Below are 23,438 nucleotides of genomic sequence, written 5' to 3'. Positions count from 1 at the left end.
TTAAATGAAACTTTCATTAGTGCTCATCATATATCGTTCAAATAGTTCTTCAGCTTTAGAAGCATCTAAATTCTGTGAAAAAGTCCTCAAAGCCAAAAATATTAAATCGATAAGAATTGAAAGCGATTTTAATAAAGGTCAAATTGAACAATATCTGTGTAATTTAGAATTTCAACCAAACATTGGAATCGTCCTTGGTGGTGATGGAACCTTCTTAAAATGTGCAAATGCATTAACGGCTCATGATATTCCTTTATTGAGCATTAATATTGGTGGTAATTTGGGCTTTCTTACGCAAGAAAAAGATTTTTTATTTGACAAATCTTTTATTAAAATTCTTGAAAACGAAGAATATATTATTGAATTTCGGAATAGATTAAATTGTGATGTTTGTATTAGTGGAAAAAGTACTGAAAAAAAAATTATAAAAAGATATGACGCATTAAATGATTTTTATTTTAAATCAGTTGAAGAGGATATCTCTCCTACCAACCAAATACAAATTGAAATCGATAATGAGAAGGTCAATGAATATAAAGGAGATGGATTGATTATATCTACATCTACCGGTTCAACTGCATACTCAATGGCTGCGGGTGGTCCTATAGTTCATCCCAGTATAGATGCGATGATAATTAACCCTATATGCCCAATGAGTTTAGCTAGTAGACCAATAGTCATACCTAATACAAGTAAGGTAATCATTAAACCAGTAAAAAAAAGTAAAGGGGAAATTAAATTATGGAGAGACGGTTCAAAATGTATGACTATAAAGGAAAATTATTATTGCGAAATCAAAAAAGGGGGATCACCCTGCAAAATAATAAAGTTTAAAAGAAGCGCTAACTATTACAATACTTTAATAAAAAAATTAGATTGGAAAGGCGATTTATCTTTAAAAAATTCAAAAAATTAAATGGCCTTAGAAATAGAAAGAAGATTTCTGATAAAAAATGATAACTGGAAAAAATTTATCACAAAAAAAATCTTTATTGAACAAGGATACTTATCAAAAAGTTTAAATGATTGGATTATAAGAATAAGGTTCACAGGCAAAGACTATAAACTTGCACTCAAAAAATATATCGAAAGCTTTACTAACTTTGAATTTGAATACTCCATTCCACCAAAAGATGGTGAAACCATAATGGCAAATCTTTCAAATACTATTAAAAAAGAAAGATTCTTTTTAGAAGTTGAGAATAAATCTTGGATAATAGATTGCTTTAAAGAAAATAATTATCCACTTGAAATTGCAGAAACTGAACTTTCCAATGAAGAGGAAAATTTAATTCTTCCATCTTTCATATCAAAAGAAATTACTGGGCTAACTCATTATTCCAATTTTAGTCTTTCTAACAAACCTTTTTCAGAATGGTAAGAAGATTATTTTTGACAAATTTCAAAAGTAACTAGTCAAACGAGCCACTCATCCTTTATATTTTCTTTATGTTTAATATAGTAATCTTATCTTCTTCAAATGTATGGTCTTTACGACAAAGAAGGAATATTGAGATTTGTTGATTCAGACAAAGATGCATGTATTGCATATGCTGAACTCTTCGAATTAGGTTCTACAAATTATTGTTTGATGAATTTAGCTAACGATAAGAAAAATTTAAACAGTACTAATCCTGATCAGAATCTGGTAGAGAACAACAATTAAATCCATCTCTGCAAATCTTTCCATTATCCATTGCCCAATTTAAGAGTGCTACTCTATTTTTTGAACCCGTTTTTGTAAACATATTACTTACATGATTATCAACAGTTCTTTTACTAATAGTTAATTTTACAGCAATTTCTTGATTTGTAAGCCCATCAGCCACGAGATCAATGATTTCCATCTCTCTTGTTGAGAGGCCCATCATGTCAATGTTGTTTACTTCTTCTTCAACCATTTGCATTTAAACAGTTCCTTTTTTATATTAATTAAGTTTAGCAATCTCACTACACTTGTTAACCAATTAGGAAACAAAAGCAATTGAAATCAAAACTTCAGAAGACTTTAGAAAAAAAATCCAAGGTAATTACGGCAGAGTTAATGCCCCCTAGAGGTGGAGACCCCATAAGATCTCTTAAGATAGCACAACTTTTGAAAGATAAGGTACATGCTGTTAACATTACAGACGGAAGCAGGGCTGTAATGAGAATGTGCAGCTTGGCAATGTCCAAACTATTACTGGAAAATGGGATAGAACCAGTAATGCAAATATCTTGCAGAGATCGTAATAAAATTGCTTTACAATCAGACATTCTAGGAGCAAATGCTTTAGGAATTAAAAACATCTTATGTATTACCGGTGATTCAGTAAAAGCTGGGGATCAAAAAGATGCAAAAGCAGTACACCAATTTGAGTCAGTAAGATTGCTACAACAAATTCAGGCCTTCAATAAAGGAATTGATCCTACTTTTGGGGAACTTCCCGATAAAAAAACATTTATATATGCGGGAGCTGCAGCAGATCCAAGTTGCAACAATCAAAGAAGTTTAGAAAATAGAATAAGAAAGAAGAAAGAGGCTGGAGCTCAATTTATACAAACTCAAATGGTTATGGAAAAAGAAAACTTAATAGATTTTTGCGAAAAAATAGCAGAACCCTTAGAGATTCCTGTAATTGCAGGTGTATTTTTATTAAAGTCTTACAAAAATGCTCTTTTTATAAACAAATACGTCCCTGGTGCAAACATTCCTGAAAATATATTAAATCGTCTCAAAAATGCCAAAAACCCCTTAGAAGAGGGTATTCAAATTGCAGCTGAACAAGCTCAAGACTTTTTTAAAATAGCGAATGGGATTCATTTAATGGCAGTTAAGTCCGAGCACTTAATCCCTGAGATTCTTACAAAAGCTGATCTTAGTCTGGAATATTAATCAAATCAGTACCTAATAATTCTGCCATTGCCTTCTGCTGAGGAGATGGCTCGGTCATATCAGATCTTCTAGAATCTGTTATCAACCAATCTAAAGATGCATCTTGCAAGTCAAAGTGATCTCCATTTTTTCCCACGCAGTAACGGCCAAATACTAACTTATCTACAAGTCGGACACCCTTACCGATTTTGGAATAATCGAAAATAATTGAATTATCAATTGTTGCACCTTCTGAAATGCAACAACTGGGGCCAATCATTGCAGGTCCAATAATTGTTGCCCCATCTTCTATTCTTGTCATTCCACCTATGTATACTGGCCCAGTAATATCAACTGAATCCCAATTAGCAGCAACATTTAATCCCGTAAAAACTCCAGGTTTGATTTCTTTACCAGGTATCTCAACTTGTCTTACCTTACCTAGTAATACATTACGAATAGCACTCCAATAATCAGGAACTTTTCCAATATCTACCCATTCGAAGTCCATTGGAAGCGCAAAAAATGGTAAATCCATTTCAACAAGTTTAGGAAAAAGATCAGCACCAATATCAAATTTTTCACCAGATGGTATGTAATTAAAAATTTCAGGTTCAAAAAGGTAAATACCTGTATTTATAGAGTCACCTAAAGCTTTATCTACAGATGGCTTTTCTTGAAAAGCCTTTATTCTCCCATTGCTATCCGAGACAACTACGCCATAACTTGATACTTGATCTCTAGTTACTGTTTTTGTTACTAAACTCGCAATTGCACCCTTTTCCTTATGTTTCTTAACCGCTTCTGTCAAATCTAAATCAACTAAAGCATCTCCACAGAGTACAACAAAAGTTTCATCAAAAAAATTTTGAAAATCTTGAATTTTTTTTAATCCGCCTGCTGAACCTAAAGCATCTCCAATTAATTCTCCATCTTCAATTCTACCCTCGAAACTATATGCTATCTCCACACCAAATCTTTGACCATCCCGAAAGTAATTTTCAATTTCTTCAGCGAGATGTGAAACATTAACCATTATTTCTTTAAAGCCATGCTCTTTTAAAAGTTCTAAAAGAAACTCCATTACAGGTTTTTGTAAAATCGGTATCATAGGTTTTGGAATAATATGAGTTATGGGCTGAACACGTGTACCTTTACCTGCTGCAAGTATCATTGCCTTCATGAATTCAAAACCTCTTTTTAAAGATTATACGTTATTACTATTAAGCTTCTAAATAGCAGATGGATAGGTATTGGTTACTTCAAGATTCTCTATAGGTAATTGAGCTAGACCTCCATCAGGAATTATTCTTTTAATTTGAATTGGGCCATATAAAGAATTAATTTGTTTAATTTCAATTTTATTTTCAGATGATAAAAATAATAAAGCCCAAAATACCCCAAGACGATCTTTATCTAAATCATTTTTTACAACTATTTGCCATTGCTCAACTAAATATTCAAAATCTATCCATTGTAATGCCTTTTCCCATCCATCAATAAATTTACCAAGTGCTTTAGTAGTTTCCGGCAGTTTCTCACGATGCGCTAATGATTTGACTTGAGAAATTAAAGCCTTATCAGAATATTTTTTATTTCTTTTTCTCTTCATTAGCAGAAGATCTTGTGTTTCTATAACTTCAGCAATAGACTCTAACTGACTTACAAGTTCTCCTAAGGTTGTAGTACGTTTAAGAATTGGTTGCGCTATTGATCTTCTTCTTAGGTATTTTTCAGGGTATTTTGGAATATCAAATTCTTGATCTATCCAATCTTGATCATCTAAGTCGAAATTATCTTCAAAATCAGAAGAATTTTCTTTAAAAACATCAGATTCCAAAACCTGAGCCTTTAAATTAACTAGTACGGAAGCTGCAAAAAAAGCCTCGCTCGTCTCAGACAAATCCTTCTGATATGACATTTGACTATTTGATTTTCTTCCTAAAGTTTGGGAGTATTGCTCTAAAAAACTGTCTATTACACTTATTACATCAATATCCCATGGATCAAGATCACCTTTTCCAGCGGCATCTTGAAGAAACTTAATCAACAATCTAGGTCCTAATTGTTGCCTATCAATGGAATTAAAATAAGGTATCTTAAAATAGAAAATATCTACCCATAAGATATCTTCTTAATTATTTAATGCCAAATAATATTGCATTAATTTAAGAAATTATATTGTTGGCGCTTTAAGGATATCATTTTTTTGAGTTCCAGAGAAAATATTTGTCTTAACAGCACTTTTAACTGCAGTTAGATCTCTATCAACTAAATTATTAATAGATGCAAGATAACTTTCTGTAACTAATCTTGGATATAAACCTATTCCAATTATCGGCAAAAGTAAACAAGCAATAATATAAACTTCTCTAGGCTCTGCATCGATAAGTTTTCGTTCTTCGGTTAATTTAGGATTTTCTTTACCAAAGAAAATTTCTCGTAACATTGATAGTAGATAGATAGGAGTAAGTATTACGCCTATAGCAGCTAAAGAGGCCATAACTACTCTAAACGGTAGTGTATAAACTTCATCGGTAACAAATCCTGTAAATACCATTAATTCAGACACAAATCCACTCATTCCTGGCAAAGCAAGTGAAGCAAGAGAACATGCAGTCCATAGGGCAAACATGATTCTCATTTTTTGTCCTACACCACTCATTTCATCAAGTTTAAGAGTCTTTGTTCTATCGTAAGTTGCTCCAACAAGAAAAAATAAACTGGCTCCAATTAATCCATGACTAACCATTTGTAGCATTGCTCCACTAGTTCCAAGGCTGCTAAAACTACCTATTCCAATAAGAACAAAACCCATATGACTTATAGAACTGTATGCAATTTTTCTTTTGAGATTTCTTTGAGCAAAAGAAGTTAATGCAGCATAAATTATATTTACTACTCCTAAAACTATTAACAATGGGGCAAATTGAGCATGAGCAACAGGTAATAATTGAGCATTAAATCTTAAAAGAGCATATCCTCCCATTTTCAATAGAATTCCAGCTAGAAGCATATGAACAGGAGCTGTAGCCTCTCCATGAGCATCTGGGAGCCAAGTATGAAGGGGTACTATTGGGAGTTTTACTCCAAATGCAATTAAAAGCCCGACATAACATAAAATTTGGAATTTCTGACTAAAATCTTGAGCTGCTAAGTGAGAAAACTCAAAGTTAGGGATCTCTGTGCCGTAGAATCCCATTGCCAACGCAGCAAGGAGAATAAAAATAGAACTGCCAGCTGTATAAATAATGAATTTTGTTGCTGCATATTGTCTATTTTTGCCACCCCATATAGCCAACAATAAATATACCGGAATTAACTCAAGTTCCCAAGTTAGAAAGAATAAAAGCATATCTTGAACTGCAAATACAGCGATTTGGCCACCATCCATCACCAATATCAAAAAGAAAAATAACTTAGGCTTGAACTTTACAGGCCATGCAGCTAGAACTGCTAAAGCAGTTATAAAACTAGTTAACAATATTAACGGCATTGAAATGCCATCGGCGCCAACTGACCAAGTAAGGCCTAAATCAGGAAGCCAACTAATATTTTCTTTCAGTTGAACCTTTTCATTATTAATATCAAAGCCATTTATATAAGAACCTACAGTTATTAAAAAAGTTATTAATGCAATAGACAATGCATACCATCTAACTTCTTTCCCATCCCCTTTATCTGGGAAAAAAGGGATCACAAATGCACTACCAATTGGGAACAAAATTGAGGCGGATAACCAAGGTAAATTAGACAATCCAGCCCCTAAAGTTCCCAAAATTTCTGTCGCAAAATGTGTAAAAAAATAAGTACTCAATTTAATAGAAATTTATCTTAAATAAATTCTAGAAATTATCTGTATTTTTTCACCCCAATGGACAGTGAAGACACACAATTGTAATTAAGTTACTTGTGGAGATTGAAACCCAAATATCGCGACTAATAAAATAACTCCTCCAAAAACAATTAGAGCGTAAAATTGAGCTCTACCAGTCTCAAAATATTTTAAACCTTCTCCACTACCTAAAGTTACAAGTCCAGTAAGATTTACAACGCCATCAACAACCTTAGAATCAACTTCTAAAACTTCTTTAGCAAGTTTTCTACTACCCTTTACAAAAAGTTTTTCATTAATATCGTCTAGGTACCATTTATTAGATAAAAATTTATTAATAGTAGGAAACTTTTCAGCAAATAAAACTGGCAAATTAATCTTTTTCACAAAATATGCCTGATAAGCAATAATTATTCCAGCTGAAGCAATAAGAACTGACGCTATCGCTAAAGGCAAAAATTCTGCTAATTCAAAGGCTTTTGCAGCTGCCTCTGCTTCCTTAGGATCAAGTAAATTTGCAAATTTACTATCCCATGGAAGTCCCATGAAGCCGATAATTACTGATGGCACAGCTAGAAACACTAAGGGGAATGTCATGGACCAGGGAGACTCATGAATAGTGCCATGTTCTTCATGATCTTCCTCGTTTTCTTCATCTAAATTTGATTTAGAAGCTATTAGCAGCTCTTTCTGTAATTCTTTATTCTCGCCTCTGAAATCTCCTTCAAATGTTAAGAAATAAAGCCTAAACATATAAAAGGCAGTCATGCCAGCTGTTAACAATCCAACAAACCAAAAAGCTGGAAAGGATATAAATGCATTTCCTAATATCTCGTCTTTACTCCAAAAACCTGCCAATGGAGGAATACCACTTATTGCTACACAACCTATCAAAAATGTTGCAGAAGTATATGGCATTTTTTTTCTTAAACCGCCCATTAATCTCATATCTTGTGCCAATATAGGCTGATGACCTACTACTTCTTCCATTGCATGTATGACAGAACCGGATCCCAAAAATAGCATCGCTTTAAAGCAAGCATGAGTAACTAAATGAAAAATTCCTGCTACTGGAGCTCCACAACCCATCGCAAGCATCATATAACCGAGCTGAGAAACAGTACTGTACGCTAAACCCTTTTTTAAATCCATTTGTGTCAAAGCTATAGAAGCACCTAAAAAACATGTAATGGTACCAACTAAAGCAATAATGAACTGAATTGAGGGGAATATTGAATATAAAGGTTGGAGCCTAGCTACTAAGAATATTCCTGCGGCAACCATTGTAGCTGCGTGAATAAGAGCAGATATAGGTGTTGGGCCCTCCATAGCATCAGGTAACCATACATGAAGAGGAAACTGAGCAGATTTTGCCATTGGGCCTAAAAAAACTAAAAAACAAAGAAGCAAAGCAGCCCACAAAGGTATTGAATTTTCAGAAACTGATTGAGAAATTCCAATAGCTATTTCATTAAAATCAAAACTATTCGTTGCCCAAAATAGCCCAAGAATGCCAAGTAATAATCCAAAATCACCTACTCTGTTAACAACAAATGCTTTTTGTGCAGCATGAGCAGCACCATCTCTGTCGTACCAAAAACCAACCAATAAGTAGGAGCACATACCAACTAATTCCCAAAAAACGTAAATTTCCAACAAATTTGGGCTAATTATTAATCCCATCATTGAGCTACTAAATAGAGCTAAATATGTAAAAAACCTTACATAACCCTTGTCATGCGCCATATAACCATGAGAGTAAATCATCACTAACAAAGTTATTGTGGTTACTAAAGCAAGCATGACACTACCCAAAGGATCAAGAACAAAGCCCATCGGAATTGTGAAATCCCCAGCATTAGCCCATATAAAAAGTTTTTCTACAGCTTGATAACCATTTATTTGTTCTATCAGAGCTTTATAACTAATTACTGCAGAAATTCCAACGAAAGAAATGAGACCTATAGAAACTATTTCTCTAGAATTATTAATTTTCTTATTAATACTTATCAGTCCTAAGCCGGAAATAACTGATCCAATAAGGGGGAAAACAGGGATTAACCAGGCAATTTCTGAGGCTTGAGGCATCTTATATAAAACTTATAGTTTTGATTTTAAACGTTCAATTGAAAAATTCCGACAAAAATGATGAATTAAATGTTTTAACAGCAACATTTATATACTGATGGGACCACCACAATACTCCAATCGCAATTACTATACCAAGTTGAGATAACTTAAAAAATTCTTTAATTTTCAGTTGATTCCTTCCTTCAAGTATTGCCACAAATGGGATTATGGAAGTATTTTGTTTAAACTTTTCAAATTCTTTTCCAAATCTATTAGCCAATCTTTTATCTCCATGCCAAATAGCAAAAAGATGATGCATTATCAACCCAATAGAAGTTATTAATGTAAATGACGTGCCAATCCATAAAGTATGTGCAAAACACCAAATTATCTGACCAAAAGCTTGAGGATGTCTTGTAATTCTCATGATCCCAGTACCATAAATCCTCACTTTAGGTTGTAAAACCGAAGGAATTTCAAGCAAATTGTAAGTGGCTGGATATAAAAATAAAAAACTTATTGCAGTTAAAAACCAAACTACTATAAACACCAGATTATTACCTTGGAAATTCCATAATCTGATTCCATCATATCTGTGAGCCAAAAAATAACTAATCAATATTGTTGCAGATGGCAAACTTAAAAAAACAAAACACAATCTCCATAGTCTTGGTCCCATAATAGATTCTGCTTTAATTCTTAAAGCAGCTCCACCGCTATGAATTACTGCAAAAGCAAAAATCAAAATTAAAACTATTAGAGAAGTTTTATGTGTCTCCATAAATTGTGATTATTTAAAAAATTTTATTCTTAACAAGAATACTTATTAGTATTAGAATTATAAATATATTGTAGGGACAATGGATGCCCGAATTACCATTTACTCTCGACCAATTAAGAATATTGAAAGCCATTGCGGCTCAAGGAAGTTTTAAAAAAGCTGCTGATTTATTATATGTAACACAACCTGCTGTGAGTTTACAAATACAAAACCTAGAGAAACAACTTGAAATCACAATTTTCGATAGGGGAGGTAGAAAAGCTCTTTTAACTGAAGCAGGAAGACTACTTCTTGAATATTGCGAACGAATTTTGAATCAGTGCGACGAAGCATGCAAAGCTATCGAAGATTTAAATAGTTTAAAAGGTGGAACCCTTGTAATTGGAGCTAGTCAAACTACGGGAACCTATTTAATGCCAAGAATGATAGGACTATTCAGACAAAAATACCCTGAAGTATCTGTTCAACTTCAGGTTCATAGTACTAGAAGAACTGGCTGGAGCGTTGCCAATGGACAAATTGATTTAGCGATTATTGGAGGGCAATTACCTGGAGAATTAGAAAATTTATTACAAGTAATTCCATATGCAACAGATGAATTAGCACTAGTTCTACCATCTAAGCATCCACTTTCTAACAAAAAAGAGCTTTTAAAAGAAGACTTATACAAATTAAATTTTGTGACATTAGATTCTCAATCAACAACAAGAAAAGTTGTGGATAAACTTCTGCAGGATTCTGGACTTGAAATTCAAAGATTAAAAATTGAGATGGAACTAAATTCTCTTGAAGCAATCAAAAATGCAGTTCAATCAGGACTAGGAGCTTCATTTTTACCTGTTGTCTCAATTGAAAGAGAATTAGCAGCAGGAACACTCCACAAAGTTTTCGTCGCTGACTTAGAGGTTAAAAGAGAACTTAAACTAATTACTAATCCATCAAGATATACTTCAAGAGCATCAGAGGTTTTTAAGAAAAATGTCCTGCCGCAATTTGCTAGTTTAGAAAGCCCATTGAGGAACAAATAGATCTATCAAAATTGGATGGCTTCTTTGTTAATACCTACTCCTCCATCTTCGGCTTGTCCGTCACCCTTAATTATAAATTTATTTTCATTTACATCAGTCTGATAAACACACTTAACAATAGGTTTATCTCTTATAGATCCAATATAAGCAAAAGTATTCATTCTTTGCTTACATTCTCTTACATCTTCATTACTAATTGCTCCCTGTTTTTGTAAAACCGTCCAATTTTCTCTCCTAATTACACACCCTGGCTGAAGAGCGGGTTGCGTCACAAAACTAGTGGATGGATTCAGAGTTGTATACATTTCAACATCAATAACAAAGGCACTGGCACCCCATTGTCTACAAAACTCAGGATCAGGAACAGCCATATCTAATTGTTGTTGACTAGCAATATTACCCTGTCCACCATCTGTTGTACTAGTAATTGCGCTTCCAATACCAACTCCTAAAATTAATACACCAGCAAGAACAGCAATAGTGCCTGTATTAAAGGTAATCTTTTCTTCAGAAGAAGCAGGCAATCTACTATTTTTTTGTCCATAAGGATTAATATCCCTTGGATTTGAAGAGTAATAACCTCTATTGGAGCCTCTTCTAGGCTTTCTATTTGAGGGTGGTCTATTCACAGTTCTTCAGTTGTCTTTGGTAAACCCATTGAATAATTCATAACTCTACAATCGGGGTTGTAACATAATTGACCATTTTGAAGCAAAAATTTTATCATACCTTCGATTTCTGATCCTATTTTTCTGAGTTCATAATCATCTAAATCCTTCCCTGATCTCTCTTTGACTAGTTCATTAAATTTCTCATTTATTTTGTTCAAAGAATCTTTATTCCAAATAAATTCGTTATCAGGATCTAAGTCAAGGGTCAGTTTGTTGGGGTGAAACTTTAATTCTTCATCAACAACTTCAGCAGTAAAAATCCTTACATGTCGAGTAGTTGATTTTAAAAGCATTTTTTCCATAATTTTCAGAAATAATCAACGAAAAAAACTATAATGTTCTAACTTTAATGTAACTTATTAGTAAGTGTTAATTTATTTTTTGATTTAATAATGCGTGTTGTAATTGCTGGAGCAGGTTTAGCAGGTTTATCTTGTGCTAAATATCTCGTTGATAATGGTCACATTCCAATAGTGTTAGAAGCCCGAGATGTACTTGGTGGTAAAGTTGCTGCATGGAAAGATGAGGATGGAGACTGGTATGAAACCGGTTTGCATATATTTTTTGGTGCATACCCTAACATGTTGCAACTTTTTAAGGAGTTAGAAATAGAAGATAGATTGCAATGGAAAAGTCATTCAATGATTTTTAATCAGCCATCCGAGCCCGGAACTTACAGTAGATTTGACTTTCCAGACATCCCAGCTCCAGTAAATGGAGTCTCGGCCATACTAAGCAATAATGATATGCTTTCTTGGAATGAAAAAATTCTTTTTGGTTTAGGTTTAGTACCTGCAATGTTAAGAGGTCAAAAGTACCTAGATAAATGTGATACCAAATCATGGACAGATTGGCTCAAAGAACACAATATTCCTGAAAGAGTTAATGATGAAGTTTTTATAGCTATGAGCAAAGCTTTAAATTTCATTGGACCCGATGAAATATCATCTACTGTTTTATTAACTGCACTCAACAGATTTTTGCAAGAAAAAAATGGTTCGAAAATGGCATTCCTTGATGGGGCTCCTCCAGAAAGGCTTTGCCAACCTATGGTTGATTATATTACTTCACGTGGTGGTGAAGTTCACATGAATAGCCCATTGAGGCAAATCAACCTTTATGAAGACAGCACTGTTAAAAGTTTTACAGTTGCCTCTTTAAATGAAAACGAAAAGAAAGAGCTAATTGCAGATGCTTACGTTAGTGCAATGCCTGTAGATCTCTTTAAATTAATGATTCCTAAACAATGGAAAGGGCTAGATGCTTTTTCTAAATTAGATGGTTTAAATGGTGTGCCAGTTATAAATATTCACTTATGGTTTGACAAAAAACTAACGGATATTGATCATTTACTATTTAGTAGATCTCCACTTTTGAGTGTTTATGCAGATATGAGTATTACATGTAAAGAATATGAAGATCCAAACAGATCAATGCTCGAATTAGTTTTTGCGCCAGCAAAAGATTGGATTAATAAGAGTGATCAAGATATCATTGATGCAACAATGGAAGAACTGAAAAAATTATTCCCAACACATTTCATGGGTGATGATAAAACAAAATTAAGAAAATACAAAGTTGTAAAAACTCCTAGATCTGTCTACAAGGCAGTTCCTGGATGCCAAGAGTTTAGACCTAGTCAAAAATCTCCCATAAAAAACTTTTTCTTAGCAGGTGATTATACAATGCAAAAATATTTAGCATCTATGGAAGGGGCTGTTTTGAGCGGTAAATTATGCGCGGAATCAATAAATAAGGAGTATTCCAAAACCTCTCAGAATGTTTCTTAATAACATCTAAAAAATTTCTAAATTCAGCTAAAACTTTTTGAAAAATTCAATTTCTCAACTAGATCAAGCATACGAGATATGCCGTAAAGAAACTCAAAAATGGGCTAAAACTTTTTACTTGGGTACTCTTTTACTACCACTTGAAAAGAGAAAAGCTATTTGGGCTATTTATGTATGGTGTAGAAGAACAGATGAAATAATGGATAGTATAGAAGCCTCAACTAAATCACAAGAGGAGCTTTCAGACAGCTTAGATGCATGGGAAGAAAATACAAAAAATGTTTTTAAAGGAAATATCAAATCAAAATTAGATTCAGTTCTCTTAGATACCATCGAAAAATATCCACAAAGTATTCAACCTTATCTAGATATGATAGATGGTCAGAGAATGGATCTGAACAAATTTAGATACAAAGATTTTGAAGAATTAAAACTATATTGTTATAGAGTTGCAGGTACTGTTGGTTTAATGACTCAGAATGTCATGGGAATTGATAGCGCCTATACTTCAGCGCCATGGAGTGCGCAGCCTGACCCGTCCGAAGCAGCTATAGCTCTAGGAATTGCAAATCAATTAACAAATATATTGAGAGATGTAGGGGAAGACAGACATAGAGGAAGAATTTATCTTCCACAAGAAGATATTGAAAAATTTAATTATTCTGAAGAAGAACTTTTAAAAGGAGAAATCAACAATCAGTGGAAGGAGCTGATGAACTTTCAATTAAAAAGAGCCCGTCATTGGTTCGAAAAGTCTGAAGATGGGATTAAATGGTTATCCTCTGACGCGAGGTGGCCTGTTTGGACATCTTTACGTCTCTATAGAGGAATTTTAGATTCTATTGAAAGGCTTGACTATGACGTTTTTAATAACAGAGCTTATGTAAAGAATTCAGTAAAAGCTTTTGAGATTCCTATATCTTTTCTAATTTCTCGAATTAAATAGTTAAGCTGGTGTTTTCTGGTTAGCCAACAAATCTTTTAATTTGGATAGCTCTCCAGCCCATCTTGGATCGGGGGCCTCAAGATTAGGAGCGTCACTATGAACAATTTTCTTGAAATCTTTTCTCTTCTTGTTTCTGTTTAAATTTCCGCTATTTTTTTTATTTGAAGCAGAATCTTTCTTTTCTGATAATTCTACTCTTAATTTGGAACCATTAAACTCAAAACCATTTAATTTTTGAATTAATAAATTAGCATTTTCTTCATTATTTGTTGTTGCGAAACCAAACCCTCTGCATTCTTTAGTTTCCTTATCTAAAACTGCTTTAAATCTAATCGAATCAGAAAATGATTTTAAAAGTGTATCAAATTCTTTTGGATTAAATCCTTGTGGTAAGTTGCCAATGTAAATACGAATGCTCATAAATTTTTAAAAATGATTTTGAAGTCTGAACTTCTAAACAAAACTAAGCTATGTGTATTTAATCACATTTTGGCGCATTTTGTTCAATCCATTGCTTTGCTTTATAAATAGCTTCATCAAAATTATTCAATCTTTTATATGCAAGCTCCTTTGAAAGATACTGTAAAAGCTCTCCTAAGATAGGACCATCATTTAATTCCAAATTTTTTTTGATTACATCACCATTAAGCAAATTTGTGGGATGAAATAATTTGTCTTCCATATCGCGCCATCTTTTTAGCCAATCTAAGCGTAAATTTTGAGGTAAATAAAAAATAAATGATGGAAGAAACATTTCTAGTTCTTGATGTAATTTAAATCTTTCTAATTCATTCAATTGAGAGATATTTTTGTTTTTCAAAAGAGAGTGCCATTTTCGTAATAACTTAATTTTTGCAATTTCAGATCTACTAAATTTAAGTTTCTTTAAAGATGCATCATCTAAAATTTGGGAAATTAAAAATAAGGGTAAGAATTTATTTTTTTCTTCCTGATTAAGTTCTGGATAATTAATTTTGTTTAAATCCAAAAAAAAAGAATCTTCATATAAATTATTAGAACCAAATAAATTAAATCTTTTTACCAAAATTACAGCATCGAGAGCATTTCCCCCATTTACTATTTTCTGAACTTCATTATTAATCCTCTCTTTAGCAACTAGATATAATTGCTCTTTATTTCTTTTAATATAAGTTATTAACTTATCATCAATTCTAAAATTTAATTCTGAAACGAATCTAAAACATCTTAGTATCCTTAAAGGATCATTAAGTAAATTAGTTTCAGAAAACGTTCTTATCAATGAGAATTCTAAATCTTTTAGGCCATTAAATGGATCAAACAAACACTTCTTATCGAATATAAAAGCAATTGAATTAATAGAAAAGTCCCTGCTGACCAAATCACTCTCAATCGAGGAAGAAATCTGATTAGCAATATCAATTGAAATATGATTAAAAATAATTCTTACTACTTCCCTTTTCTTATCTAAAATTATAAATTTAGATTCAATATTATTTGTAATCTTTTTCCCAATTTCAATAGCATTCAAAGGTACGACAATATCAATATCTACCTCTTCAGTTACTCTGCCCAAAATAATATCCCTTATATAACCACCAACTAAATATGATCCTTTAGGTAACAGAGATAATATAGGACTCAAATTATAAAATTTTATACTTCTTTCTATTTCATCAATTATTAGAGTATGATTGGTTAAAATATTTTTTCTTTTCATTTAATTAACTATGTGCATTTGCATCAACTGTAAATGGGTTGATAGATGTATCACTTATCATGACGTTGAAAATAATCATGGTGTTGATAATATTTGTGATGTGCCTGATTTTAAACCAAAAAAACCATTTATTCATGTCAGTATAGTTAAAGATAATAATGGTGCTTGCAAAACTGATTGGGATGTTCAATCTTGTGAAAGCTTTACGAATGAATTTGGTAAATGGTCTAAATGTAATCCAGGTTTAGAATTGCCTGTTTAAGGCTAATAAATGACAAATAATCTCAAACGAAGACAAGATTTTCTTACATTAGTAATTCATAGCACGGAAAATTCTTTTGGCTTTGGATATAGAAAAAACAATAATCCTGTATCTGATGAATTGTTTATAAAAGAATTCGATAAAGACTTATGTAACAATTTGATAGTTGATTTTAACAAATTTATTTCTAAAGAAAATTTAAAAAAAGTTAATAAGATTTCTGTCAGTATAGGTCCAGCAAATTTTAATGCTTCAAGACTAATTGTGGTTTTAGCAAGAACTATCTCACAACAAATAAATTGTCCTCTGGACAGTTTTAGCTCATTTGAAATAATGGCAAAAAGAATTGCATCAAAAAACAATATTTTCACAAACAAACAATCATTCTGGATTTACAAAAAATTAAAACGCAGGGGATATGTCGCAGGTAAATATGAGATTTGTCAAAACAAAGAAACAAATTCAGATCTAGTAGTTCGAGAATTAATACTACCAAAAGTTATTAAACAAATGCAGAGTAAAGAACTTTTTTTTGAGGCTAATTATGAGGATAAAGAAGATTTATCAGAATTATTAGATTTATCAAATAAAAATCTATTAAATGCCAATGTAAAATCATGGCAAAAAGTTACACCACTTTATCCTATATCTCCAATTAACTAAATATTCATTCAATCAAATTATTAATAATATCTTGAAGGTGCGTAGTTAAAGAATATAGATCATCTCTAGTTGAGCTTTCCGGAGGTTGAACAGGTTTTCCCACTTTGATAACTATTTTTGAAAAGAAAGGTATGCAAAATTTAAATCTTATTAGTTTATGTGAATTCACTATTGCTACAGGCAATAATAGTTTTTGATTTTTAAAAGCTAATAATGCAGCCCCTTGTTTTGGTTTGTTAACTCGCCCATTTTTTTGACGAGTGCCGTCAATAAAAATTCCAATACAATTGTTATTTGATAATTTTTTACAAGCTACTTTGATGGTATTTTTATCGGCGATTCCTCTCTTTACAGGATAAGCTCCACAAGCCTTGATAACAAATCCAAGAAAAGGAATTTTAAAAAGCTCTGCCTTAGCCATAAACGCAATGTTTCGTCCAAGAGCATGTCCTAACAAAGGAGGATCAAGTAAAGATCCATGATTAGAAACCATTATAAAACAATCATCTTGCGGAATATTTTCTCTACCTATTAACTGACCTTTAAAAACAAATTTATAAATAGGTAATACAAAAAGTTTGCTAACTACTTGATAGATTAATTTTTGAAAAATATCATTTTTCATACAAATTAATAAGTGATTTGATCAGAAGATGAAACTTGAGAAATTTTTACATCCTTCAGATGTCTTTTACCTAAACCGCTAAGTACATTTGAGGGGCCAATCTCTACAATATGGAGATCAGAATCTTTTGCCATCAAATCCATAGTTTCTCGCCACCTCACGCCATGACACATTTGATTTTCTAATCTAATTTTAAGCTCATTTGGATCGCGACAAAGTGTTGGATTATAATTGCTTATGACTGGGAAAGAAGGATTCTTAAATTCAATCTGTTTCAAATAATCAGAAAATTTTGCTGAAGGCTCATTCATAAATGGTGAATGAAATGCACCCGAGACATTTAACTTCAAGAATCTTTTACAAGAAATTTCTGTAGATAAATTATCTAACGCTTCATTAGATCCTGACAAGACCACCTGGGATGAGCTGTTATCATTAGCAATTACAATATCATCAATTTTTTTTACTAACGAATTAAGTTGATTTCTATCAAAACCAATTACTGCTGCCATAGATCCGTTACCAGCATTTACCATTAATTGAGATCTTACTTTTATTAGTGATACACAATCTTGGAAAGAAAAAACATCAGCACAATAGAGTGCTGTAATTTCTCCAAGACTATGCCCAGCAACATAAGCTGGCTTAAAACCATTGTCTTTTAAGGCATCTAATAAAACCGATTCAACTAAAAAAAGACAAATTTGAGTATTTATTGTATTATTCAAGTCATTGAGAGGATTTGTTGGCTCAGAACTGAACTCACAAATTTCAAATAAATTTCTTTCAAATATCTCAGAAGCATAATTAAACCTCTCCTTTGAATTGGGCAAATTTTCAATTTGTTTTGCCATTCCAATTTTTTGTGAACCCTGTCCAGGGAATACCCACGCAACTGTCATAATGTACCTGTTTTGTTTTTAACCCCATTTAATAAGGGCTGCACCCCAACTTAGTCCAGCACCAAAACCACTCGTAGCAATAATATCATTTTGTTTAATTCTATTATTTCTAATAGCCTCATCCATCATTAATGGAATTGTTGCTGCTGAAGTATTGCCATATTTTTCTAAATTGCTAAGTATTTTTTTTCTAGGAATTTTTAACCTATCGCCTACAGAATCTAATATTCTTTGATTAGCTTGATGCAACACCAGCCAATCAACTTGTTCAGAACTATAGTTAGCTCTTTTAAACAACTTTTCAATAATTATCGGAACTTCTCTAACTGCAAATTTATAAACTTCCTGACCATTCATCTGAATTGGAGAAAAACCTCCACTTAAAAAATCAATATTATCAACTATAGAATCCTTATTATTTTTTGATGGAAGATTTAGAAAAGAACCTCTTTCTCCATCAGTTTTCATATCAAAGCCAATGAAATTATCAAATTCATTTGTAGCTTCAATTGCTAATGCCCCTGCGCCATCACCAAAGAGAATACAACTTCTTCTATCATTCCAGTCAACAAAGCTTGATAATTGATCTGCCCCTATAACAATAGCCCTTTTAAAACCACCCCCTTTTAAAAATTGTGAAGCTGTTATTAAGGCAAATAAAAAACCACTGCATGCTGCAGTTAAATCAAAAGCTACAGCATTATGAGCTCCCAATTTTGCTTGAATAGATGGGGCTGAACCAAATAAATCATGTGGTGTAGAAGTAGCTAAGACAATTAAATCAATAGTTTTAATATCCCAATTAGCCATTTCAATTGCAGTTAGTGCTGCCTCATAACCCATCTCAGTGACATTATCTCCTAAGCTAGAAATTCTTCTCTCAGAAATCCCAGTTCTAGATTTTATCCATTCATCACTCGTATCTACTTTTTCACTAATTTTTTGATTGGTTAGTATTTGATCGGGTACATAACTTCCACTTCCTTTAAATGAGACTCCAATCTGATTAAATTTTGTTCCTTCCAAAAGAGTTTTTGAGTTACTTATATAAGTCAAACATAAATTTGACGCAATATGTTTTATGAATTTAAAACTTGAAGCTTTTGAAGTTGATTTAAATTTTCCATCACATTATGATTAACTGCCGAGTGAGCCAGTCGAAGAGCACTAACAACTGATAAAGACTTACTACTACCATGGCCGATCACACAGATACCGTTTACTCCAAGTAATAAAGCACCTCCATGTTCAGCATGATCCAACCTTTTCTTGATTCTGAGTAGATTACTTTTTAAAAAAGCTGAACCAACTTTTCCCCTCCTCCCTCTTGGTAGCTCAGATCTTAAAATATCTAATAAAACGCCTCCCACAGACTCAAGAAATTTTAATAATATATTTCCGGTAAACCCATCACATACTACTACATCAAAACTGCCTGATAATACATCTCGTCCTTCACAATTACCTCCAAAATCAAAACTTTTCTCGCTAGAAAGTAATTCAAATGTTTTTAGGGATAAATCATTACCTTTGCATTCTTCTTCTCCAATATTTAAAAGGCCAATTTTGGGTTTTTTTACTTGCAAGACATCTTTTGCATAAATATTTCCTAGAAGAGCGAACTGATGCAGATAAGAAGGTTTACAATCTGTATTTGCACCAACATCTAAAACCAACACAGGACGAGTTTGATCCCTTGTAGGGAATAATGCTCCTATAGCGGGTCTATCAATACCTTTTAATCTACCAATTCTGAATATGGCTGAAGCCATCATTGCTCCTGAATTACCAGCTGAGTAAACAGCTTGCGCTTTATTACTTCTTACTAGATCCATTGCAACATTAATACTTGAATTCTTCCTTTTTCTAACTGCAGTAGCTTCTTCATTCATTCCTATAGGATCTCCACTATCAATTAATTCAAGACGATTATTTTGTATTTCTTTATCAAGTAATTCTGTTAAACCAATTCTTTCTGCTTCATTTTGAACTTTTTCAATTTTACCAACAAACTTTATATTTATAGGGAATCTGCTTATAGCCTCAAGACAGCCTTGGAGAATTGGCCCAGGAGCATAATCTCCCCCCATACCATCAACTGCTATCCAAATTCTTTTAGATTGCGCGTCTTCAACCTTATCTAAAACATTATCGCTATTTTGTAATCTTTTTAATGGATCAAACACTAATGGCTGTAATGTATTTTTTGCCAGTGAACTAGCATTTGAAACTACATTACTTGCTGTATTCACAACAGATTCAGCGCTTGAAACTACATTACCTGCAACATTACCTGCAACATTACTGGCAACATTACCAGCTGTACTTACGACAGATCCAGCACCTGAAACTACATTACCCGCCATATTACTAGCCGTTACCGCAGAACTAGCAGCAGTATCAACTATTGAAGTTACAGCCGAGTTTCTCTTATACCAAATAACTAGTCTTCGGATAGCTCTAGACTTGTTGATTTTATGTACATTATCTTTTGCCATTTATTTACCTTCAAAAGGATTAATATCGACAATCCTTTGAAACAGATATCCGGTGCCTCTTGCTGTTAATATCAATTCAGGATTTGCAGGATCAGCCTCCAATTTTGATCTTAATCTTGAAATATGAACATCGACTACTCTTGTATCTACATGTCTCTCGGGTGTATATCCCCAAACCTCTTTTAAAATCTCTCCTCTACTAAATGGCTCTCCTGACCTACTTACCAAAAGCTCTAAGAGACTAAATTCCATACCAGTTAATCTAATTCTCTCATCGCTTTTAAAAACTTGTCTTCGATTTGTATCAATTTTTATATCAGTAACTAAAATTAATCCTGAATTAGGCATGCCAGGAATTTGTTCTTTGTCAATTCTTCTTAAAACGCACCTGATTCTGGCTTCTAATTCCTTAGGACTAAATGGTTTAACAACATAATCGTCAGCCCCTAATTCTAAACCTGTTATCCTATCGGCAACATCTCCTAATGCAGTTAACATGACAATTGGAACATCAGAATCTTTCCTTAATTCTTGACAAACTCCATAACCATCTAACTTTGGCATCATGACGTCAAGTACTACCAAATCAGGCTCATAATCTTTAAATAACTTTAGTGCTTCTTTACCATCACTTGCAGTTACAACTTTGTAGCCAATCATGGATAGACGCGTCTCTAAAATTCTTCTAATACTGGCCTCATCATCTGCGACTAGAATTGTTTCTTTAGTTTGACTAGAAAGAGTCATATGTTTCTATTAGCTAATCAGAAAGAGAATTTACTATTATCCTAATCTAACTTGTAGAGGGGCAAAATCCCAAACATTCTAGTTCCATTTCTTTATTCAAAAAACTAAATGTCCAGCAAATTATCGACTTTTATTTGTCAAAATTGCGGAACAGAAACTTCTCAATACTTTGGGAAATGCCTTAATTGCAATTCATGGAATTCTATTGTTGAGGAAATCAAAAGCAAGAGATCTAAATATCAAGAAATAAAAACCAACAAGAGAGCTCTACCCTTTAATGAAATTTCATCTAAAAAAATATCAAGGTTTACAAGTGGATTTGAGGAATTTGATCGAGTGCTTGGCGGTGGAATAGTCCCTGGATCAGTTGTTTTGCTTGGAGGAGAGCCAGGTATAGGTAAAAGCACAATAGTTCTTCAATCAGCAGGTAAAATATCGCTCAATGAGAGAGTTTTATACGTTACTGCAGAAGAATCTTTAGAACAAGTCAAAATAAGATGGGATAGATTAAATCAAAACAGTATTGATTTAAAAATTTTTGCAGAAACTAATTTATCCTTAATTATTGATGAGATAAAACATGTAAATCCAAGTTTTGCAATTATTGATAGTATTCAAGCTATCTATGATCATGAGATGGAAAGTTCGCCAGGTTCAGTTTCTCAAGTTAGAGCATGTTCATCTGAGTTACAAAGTCTCGCAAAAGACAATAATATTGCAATTTTAATCATTGGTCATGTCACTAAAGATGGGGCTTTAGCTGGTCCAAAAACTTTAGAGCATTTAGTTGATGTAGTAATAAACTTTGAAGGAGATAATATTTCTTCACATAGATTACTTAGAGGTATAAAAAATCGATTTGGATCGACATTTGAAATCGGAATTTTTGAAATGCTCGAAGAAGGCTTAAGAGAAATAAAAAACCCAAGCTCAATCTTTACCAATAAAGAAAACATTTCAGGTGTTACTACCACCATAACCAATGAAGGAACTAGACCATTCGCAGTAGATATACAAGCACTTGTAAATAAAACTTTTTATAGCAACCCTAGGCGTACTACAACTGGAATTGGCGTTAACAGATTACACCAAATTCTAGCTGTTATTGAAAAACACGTAGGGATAAAATTATCTGAATTTGATTGTTACGTAGCTACTGGTGGTGGTTTTGAGATAAGTGATCCTTCATCTGACCTAGCAGTAGCAATATCAATTTTATCAAGCTTAAAGAATATACCTGCTTTAGCTAGTAGCTCATTTATTGGTGAATTAGGTTTGAGCGGTCAAGTTAGAAAATCGAACAACCTTCGAACCAAGATAGAAGAGGCTTCAAGACTAGGAATCAAAAATATAATAGTGCCAAAATTAGAGGAGGATCTGAATATTAATTTTCAAAATTCAATCAATATTAAAGAGATTTCCAATATTAAAGAAGCAGTTAACTATTCTTTGTCAGATTAAAAAATATTAGAGGTACATATCGATTGAACTTCTTCCTGAATTTTTCAACCAATTCTCAATATCGAGGTACCCACCTGGATATAATCTCACTGCTTTAGACCAGACTTCAGCAGCCTTATCAAACCAAATATCTCTTTGATCTAAATCACCAGATTGTTCTGCGTATCTTCCTCTTTTTTCATAAATTAAACCTATATTTTTCAGGCATGATGGCTGTTTAGGATTTTCAACTAATGCTTTTTCATAAGTTTCAATAGACAAATCCTCTTCACCGTTGCTCATATAGATTATTGCCATATTTTTAAGAGTCTCTCCTCTATCAATTTTATTTTCTTCAAGCAATAAACTCTCTTTATAATACTCTAATGCTTCTGAATAATCCCCGTTATTTTGAGCAGCTAATCCATCTCTATAATAGATATAAGCCTTTTTTTCCTTCTCTGCGATAGGCATTATTTTTACTATAGATTCAGCAATTACAGTAAAAGCTTTATCAATAAAATTGTCTCTGTTTTGATTACTAGGCACTGCTTTTAATCTAATAAGAATAATATAGTAATTTAAAAAATAACTATTTAAAAAATCTAATACATTTATTATTATAGT

Annotated in this window: 26 protein-coding genes; 10 read left to right on the top strand and 16 right to left on the bottom strand. The window is 32.7% G+C overall.

Annotation, left to right across the window (positions count from 1 at the left end; genetic code table 11):
- The first annotated feature begins 4 nt into the window (after positions 1 to 4).
- The 3 genes from HA144_RS00825 (at position 5) to HA144_RS00815 (ending at position 1,666) form a co-directional block, all read left to right on the top strand.
- Positions 5 to 916, top strand: coding sequence for an NAD(+) kinase (locus HA144_RS00825; protein ID WP_209041595.1), 912 nt, complete (start codon positions 5 to 7; stop codon positions 914 to 916).
- On the top strand, positions 917 to 1,381 hold the full coding sequence (locus tag HA144_RS00820; RefSeq protein ID WP_209041593.1) for a CYTH domain-containing protein: 465 nt from the start codon (positions 917 to 919) through the stop codon (positions 1,379 to 1,381).
- A gap of 99 nt (positions 1,382 to 1,480) precedes the next feature.
- Positions 1,481 to 1,666, top strand: coding sequence for a hypothetical protein (locus tag HA144_RS00815; RefSeq protein WP_209041591.1), 186 nt, complete (start codon positions 1,481 to 1,483; stop codon positions 1,664 to 1,666).
- Here the strand turns inward: HA144_RS00815 and HA144_RS00810 are convergent.
- Positions 1,629 to 1,907, bottom strand: a complete 279-nt coding sequence (locus HA144_RS00810) for a helix-turn-helix domain-containing protein (RefSeq protein WP_025914016.1) — start codon at positions 1,905 to 1,907, stop codon at positions 1,629 to 1,631. The genes HA144_RS00815 and HA144_RS00810 overlap by 38 nt on opposite strands.
- Positions 1,908 to 1,984: 77 nt before the next feature.
- On the opposite strand from HA144_RS00810, the gene HA144_RS00805 reads away from it, so the two are divergent.
- Positions 1,985 to 2,875: a methylenetetrahydrofolate reductase gene (locus HA144_RS00805; protein ID WP_209041590.1), complete on the top strand. Its 891-nt coding sequence runs from the start codon at positions 1,985 to 1,987 to the stop codon at positions 2,873 to 2,875.
- Here HA144_RS00805 and HA144_RS00800 read toward each other — a convergent pair.
- The 5 genes from HA144_RS00800 to HA144_RS00780 all read right to left on the bottom strand — a co-directional run bounded on the left by HA144_RS00800 (position 2,859) and on the right by HA144_RS00780 (position 9,540).
- Positions 2,859 to 4,037: a nucleotidyltransferase family protein gene (locus HA144_RS00800; RefSeq protein WP_209041588.1), complete on the bottom strand. Its 1,179-nt coding sequence runs from the start codon at positions 4,035 to 4,037 to the stop codon at positions 2,859 to 2,861. The genes HA144_RS00805 and HA144_RS00800 overlap by 17 nt on opposite strands.
- Positions 4,038 to 4,085: 48 nt before the next feature.
- A complete protein-coding gene (locus tag HA144_RS00795) occupies positions 4,086 to 4,907 on the bottom strand; it encodes a segregation/condensation protein A (RefSeq protein ID WP_209041586.1) in 822 nt (273 codons plus the stop codon).
- A 123-nt stretch (positions 4,908 to 5,030) separates the two neighbouring features.
- Positions 5,031 to 6,635 carry an NAD(P)H-quinone oxidoreductase subunit 4 gene (locus HA144_RS00790; protein WP_209042516.1) on the bottom strand — a complete coding sequence of 535 codons (1,605 nt, stop codon included), beginning with the start codon at positions 6,633 to 6,635 and terminating at the stop codon, positions 5,031 to 5,033.
- A 120-nt stretch (positions 6,636 to 6,755) separates the two neighbouring features.
- The gene (locus HA144_RS00785; protein ID WP_209041584.1) at positions 6,756 to 8,777 is read right to left on the bottom strand and encodes an NAD(P)H-quinone oxidoreductase subunit 5; all 2,022 of its coding nucleotides are present in this window, start codon (positions 8,775 to 8,777) and stop codon (positions 6,756 to 6,758) included.
- A gap of 34 nt (positions 8,778 to 8,811) precedes the next feature.
- On the bottom strand, positions 8,812 to 9,540 hold the full coding sequence (locus HA144_RS00780) for an NnrU family protein (RefSeq protein WP_209041582.1): 729 nt from the start codon (positions 9,538 to 9,540) through the stop codon (positions 8,812 to 8,814).
- 83 nt (positions 9,541 to 9,623) lie between these two features.
- Here HA144_RS00780 and HA144_RS00775 point away from each other — a divergent pair, with 83 nt between their 5' ends.
- Complete coding sequence (locus tag HA144_RS00775; protein WP_209041579.1) at positions 9,624 to 10,568, top strand: LysR family transcriptional regulator; 945 nt, start codon at positions 9,624 to 9,626, stop codon at positions 10,566 to 10,568.
- 5 nt (positions 10,569 to 10,573) lie between these two features.
- Here HA144_RS00775 and HA144_RS00770 read toward each other — a convergent pair whose 3' ends face one another.
- Positions 10,574 to 11,197, bottom strand: a complete 624-nt coding sequence (locus tag HA144_RS00770; RefSeq protein ID WP_209041577.1) for a DUF3172 domain-containing protein — start codon at positions 11,195 to 11,197, stop codon at positions 10,574 to 10,576.
- A complete protein-coding gene (ndhM, locus tag HA144_RS00765; protein WP_209041575.1) occupies positions 11,194 to 11,541 on the bottom strand; it encodes an NAD(P)H-quinone oxidoreductase subunit M in 348 nt (115 codons plus the stop codon). Before ndhM ends, HA144_RS00770 begins: the two co-directional genes overlap by 4 nt.
- A 90-nt stretch (positions 11,542 to 11,631) precedes the next feature.
- On the opposite strand from ndhM, the gene pds reads away from it, so the two are divergent.
- Positions 11,632 to 13,029, top strand: a complete 1,398-nt coding sequence (pds, locus tag HA144_RS00760) for a 15-cis-phytoene desaturase (protein ID WP_209041573.1) — start codon at positions 11,632 to 11,634, stop codon at positions 13,027 to 13,029.
- 37 nt (positions 13,030 to 13,066) lie between these two features.
- Positions 13,067 to 13,975: a phytoene synthase gene (locus HA144_RS00755; RefSeq protein ID WP_209041571.1), complete on the top strand. Its 909-nt coding sequence runs from the start codon at positions 13,067 to 13,069 to the stop codon at positions 13,973 to 13,975.
- Here HA144_RS00755 and HA144_RS00750 read toward each other — a convergent pair whose 3' ends face one another.
- Both HA144_RS00750 and HA144_RS00745 read right to left on the bottom strand, forming a co-directional pair.
- The gene (locus HA144_RS00750) at positions 13,976 to 14,395 is read right to left on the bottom strand and encodes an RNA recognition motif domain-containing protein (RefSeq protein WP_209041569.1); all 420 of its coding nucleotides are present in this window, start codon (positions 14,393 to 14,395) and stop codon (positions 13,976 to 13,978) included. It lies immediately after the preceding gene.
- 58 nt (positions 14,396 to 14,453) lie between these two features.
- Positions 14,454 to 15,599: a CCA tRNA nucleotidyltransferase gene (locus HA144_RS00745; protein ID WP_245152784.1), complete on the bottom strand. Its 1,146-nt coding sequence runs from the start codon at positions 15,597 to 15,599 to the stop codon at positions 14,454 to 14,456.
- Between the two features lie 85 nt (positions 15,600 to 15,684).
- Between HA144_RS00745 and HA144_RS00740 the strand changes: the two genes are divergently transcribed.
- Both HA144_RS00740 and HA144_RS00735 read left to right on the top strand, forming a co-directional pair.
- Positions 15,685 to 15,936: a Ycf34 family protein gene (locus tag HA144_RS00740; RefSeq protein ID WP_209041565.1), complete on the top strand. Its 252-nt coding sequence runs from the start codon at positions 15,685 to 15,687 to the stop codon at positions 15,934 to 15,936.
- A 9-nt stretch (positions 15,937 to 15,945) separates the two neighbouring features.
- A complete protein-coding gene (locus HA144_RS00735) occupies positions 15,946 to 16,599 on the top strand; it encodes a molecular chaperone (protein WP_209041563.1) in 654 nt (217 codons plus the stop codon).
- A gap of 4 nt (positions 16,600 to 16,603) precedes the next feature.
- On the opposite strand, the gene HA144_RS00730 is transcribed toward HA144_RS00735, so the two are convergent.
- From HA144_RS00730 to rpaB, 5 genes are read right to left on the bottom strand one after another with little or no spacing between them, the layout of a single operon-like run.
- A complete protein-coding gene (locus HA144_RS00730; RefSeq protein WP_209041561.1) occupies positions 16,604 to 17,224 on the bottom strand; it encodes a lysophospholipid acyltransferase family protein in 621 nt (206 codons plus the stop codon).
- A gap of 5 nt (positions 17,225 to 17,229) precedes the next feature.
- A complete protein-coding gene (gene fabD, locus HA144_RS00725) occupies positions 17,230 to 18,126 on the bottom strand; it encodes an ACP S-malonyltransferase (RefSeq protein ID WP_209041559.1) in 897 nt (298 codons plus the stop codon).
- Positions 18,127 to 18,144: 18 nt separating this feature from the next.
- Positions 18,145 to 19,152: a beta-ketoacyl-ACP synthase III gene (locus tag HA144_RS00720; RefSeq protein ID WP_209041557.1), complete on the bottom strand. Its 1,008-nt coding sequence runs from the start codon at positions 19,150 to 19,152 to the stop codon at positions 18,145 to 18,147.
- A gap of 53 nt (positions 19,153 to 19,205) precedes the next feature.
- Positions 19,206 to 20,624, bottom strand: coding sequence for a phosphate acyltransferase PlsX (plsX, locus tag HA144_RS00715; protein WP_209041555.1), 1,419 nt, complete (start codon positions 20,622 to 20,624; stop codon positions 19,206 to 19,208).
- A complete protein-coding gene (gene rpaB, locus HA144_RS00710) occupies positions 20,625 to 21,371 on the bottom strand; it encodes a response regulator transcription factor RpaB (RefSeq protein WP_209041553.1) in 747 nt (248 codons plus the stop codon).
- Positions 21,372 to 21,479: 108 nt separating this feature from the next.
- On the opposite strand from rpaB, the gene radA reads away from it, so the two are divergent.
- A complete protein-coding gene (gene radA, locus HA144_RS00705) occupies positions 21,480 to 22,832 on the top strand; it encodes a DNA repair protein RadA (protein ID WP_209041551.1) in 1,353 nt (450 codons plus the stop codon).
- A gap of 6 nt (positions 22,833 to 22,838) precedes the next feature.
- On the opposite strand, the gene HA144_RS00700 is transcribed toward radA, so the two are convergent.
- Positions 22,839 to 23,360 (bottom strand): photosystem I assembly protein Ycf3, encoded by a 522-nt coding sequence (locus HA144_RS00700; RefSeq protein WP_209041549.1) that lies wholly within the window; start codon positions 23,358 to 23,360, stop codon positions 22,839 to 22,841.
- Positions 23,361 to 23,438 lie beyond the last annotated feature (78 nt).

Source organism: Prochlorococcus marinus XMU1404 (assembly GCF_017696175.1).
Taxonomy (GTDB): Bacteria; Cyanobacteriota; Cyanobacteriia; order PCC-6307; family Cyanobiaceae; genus Prochlorococcus_A; species Prochlorococcus_A marinus_X.
The sequence above is the reverse complement of the archived record's forward strand: the minus strand, read 5'-3'. Positions and strand labels throughout refer to the sequence as shown.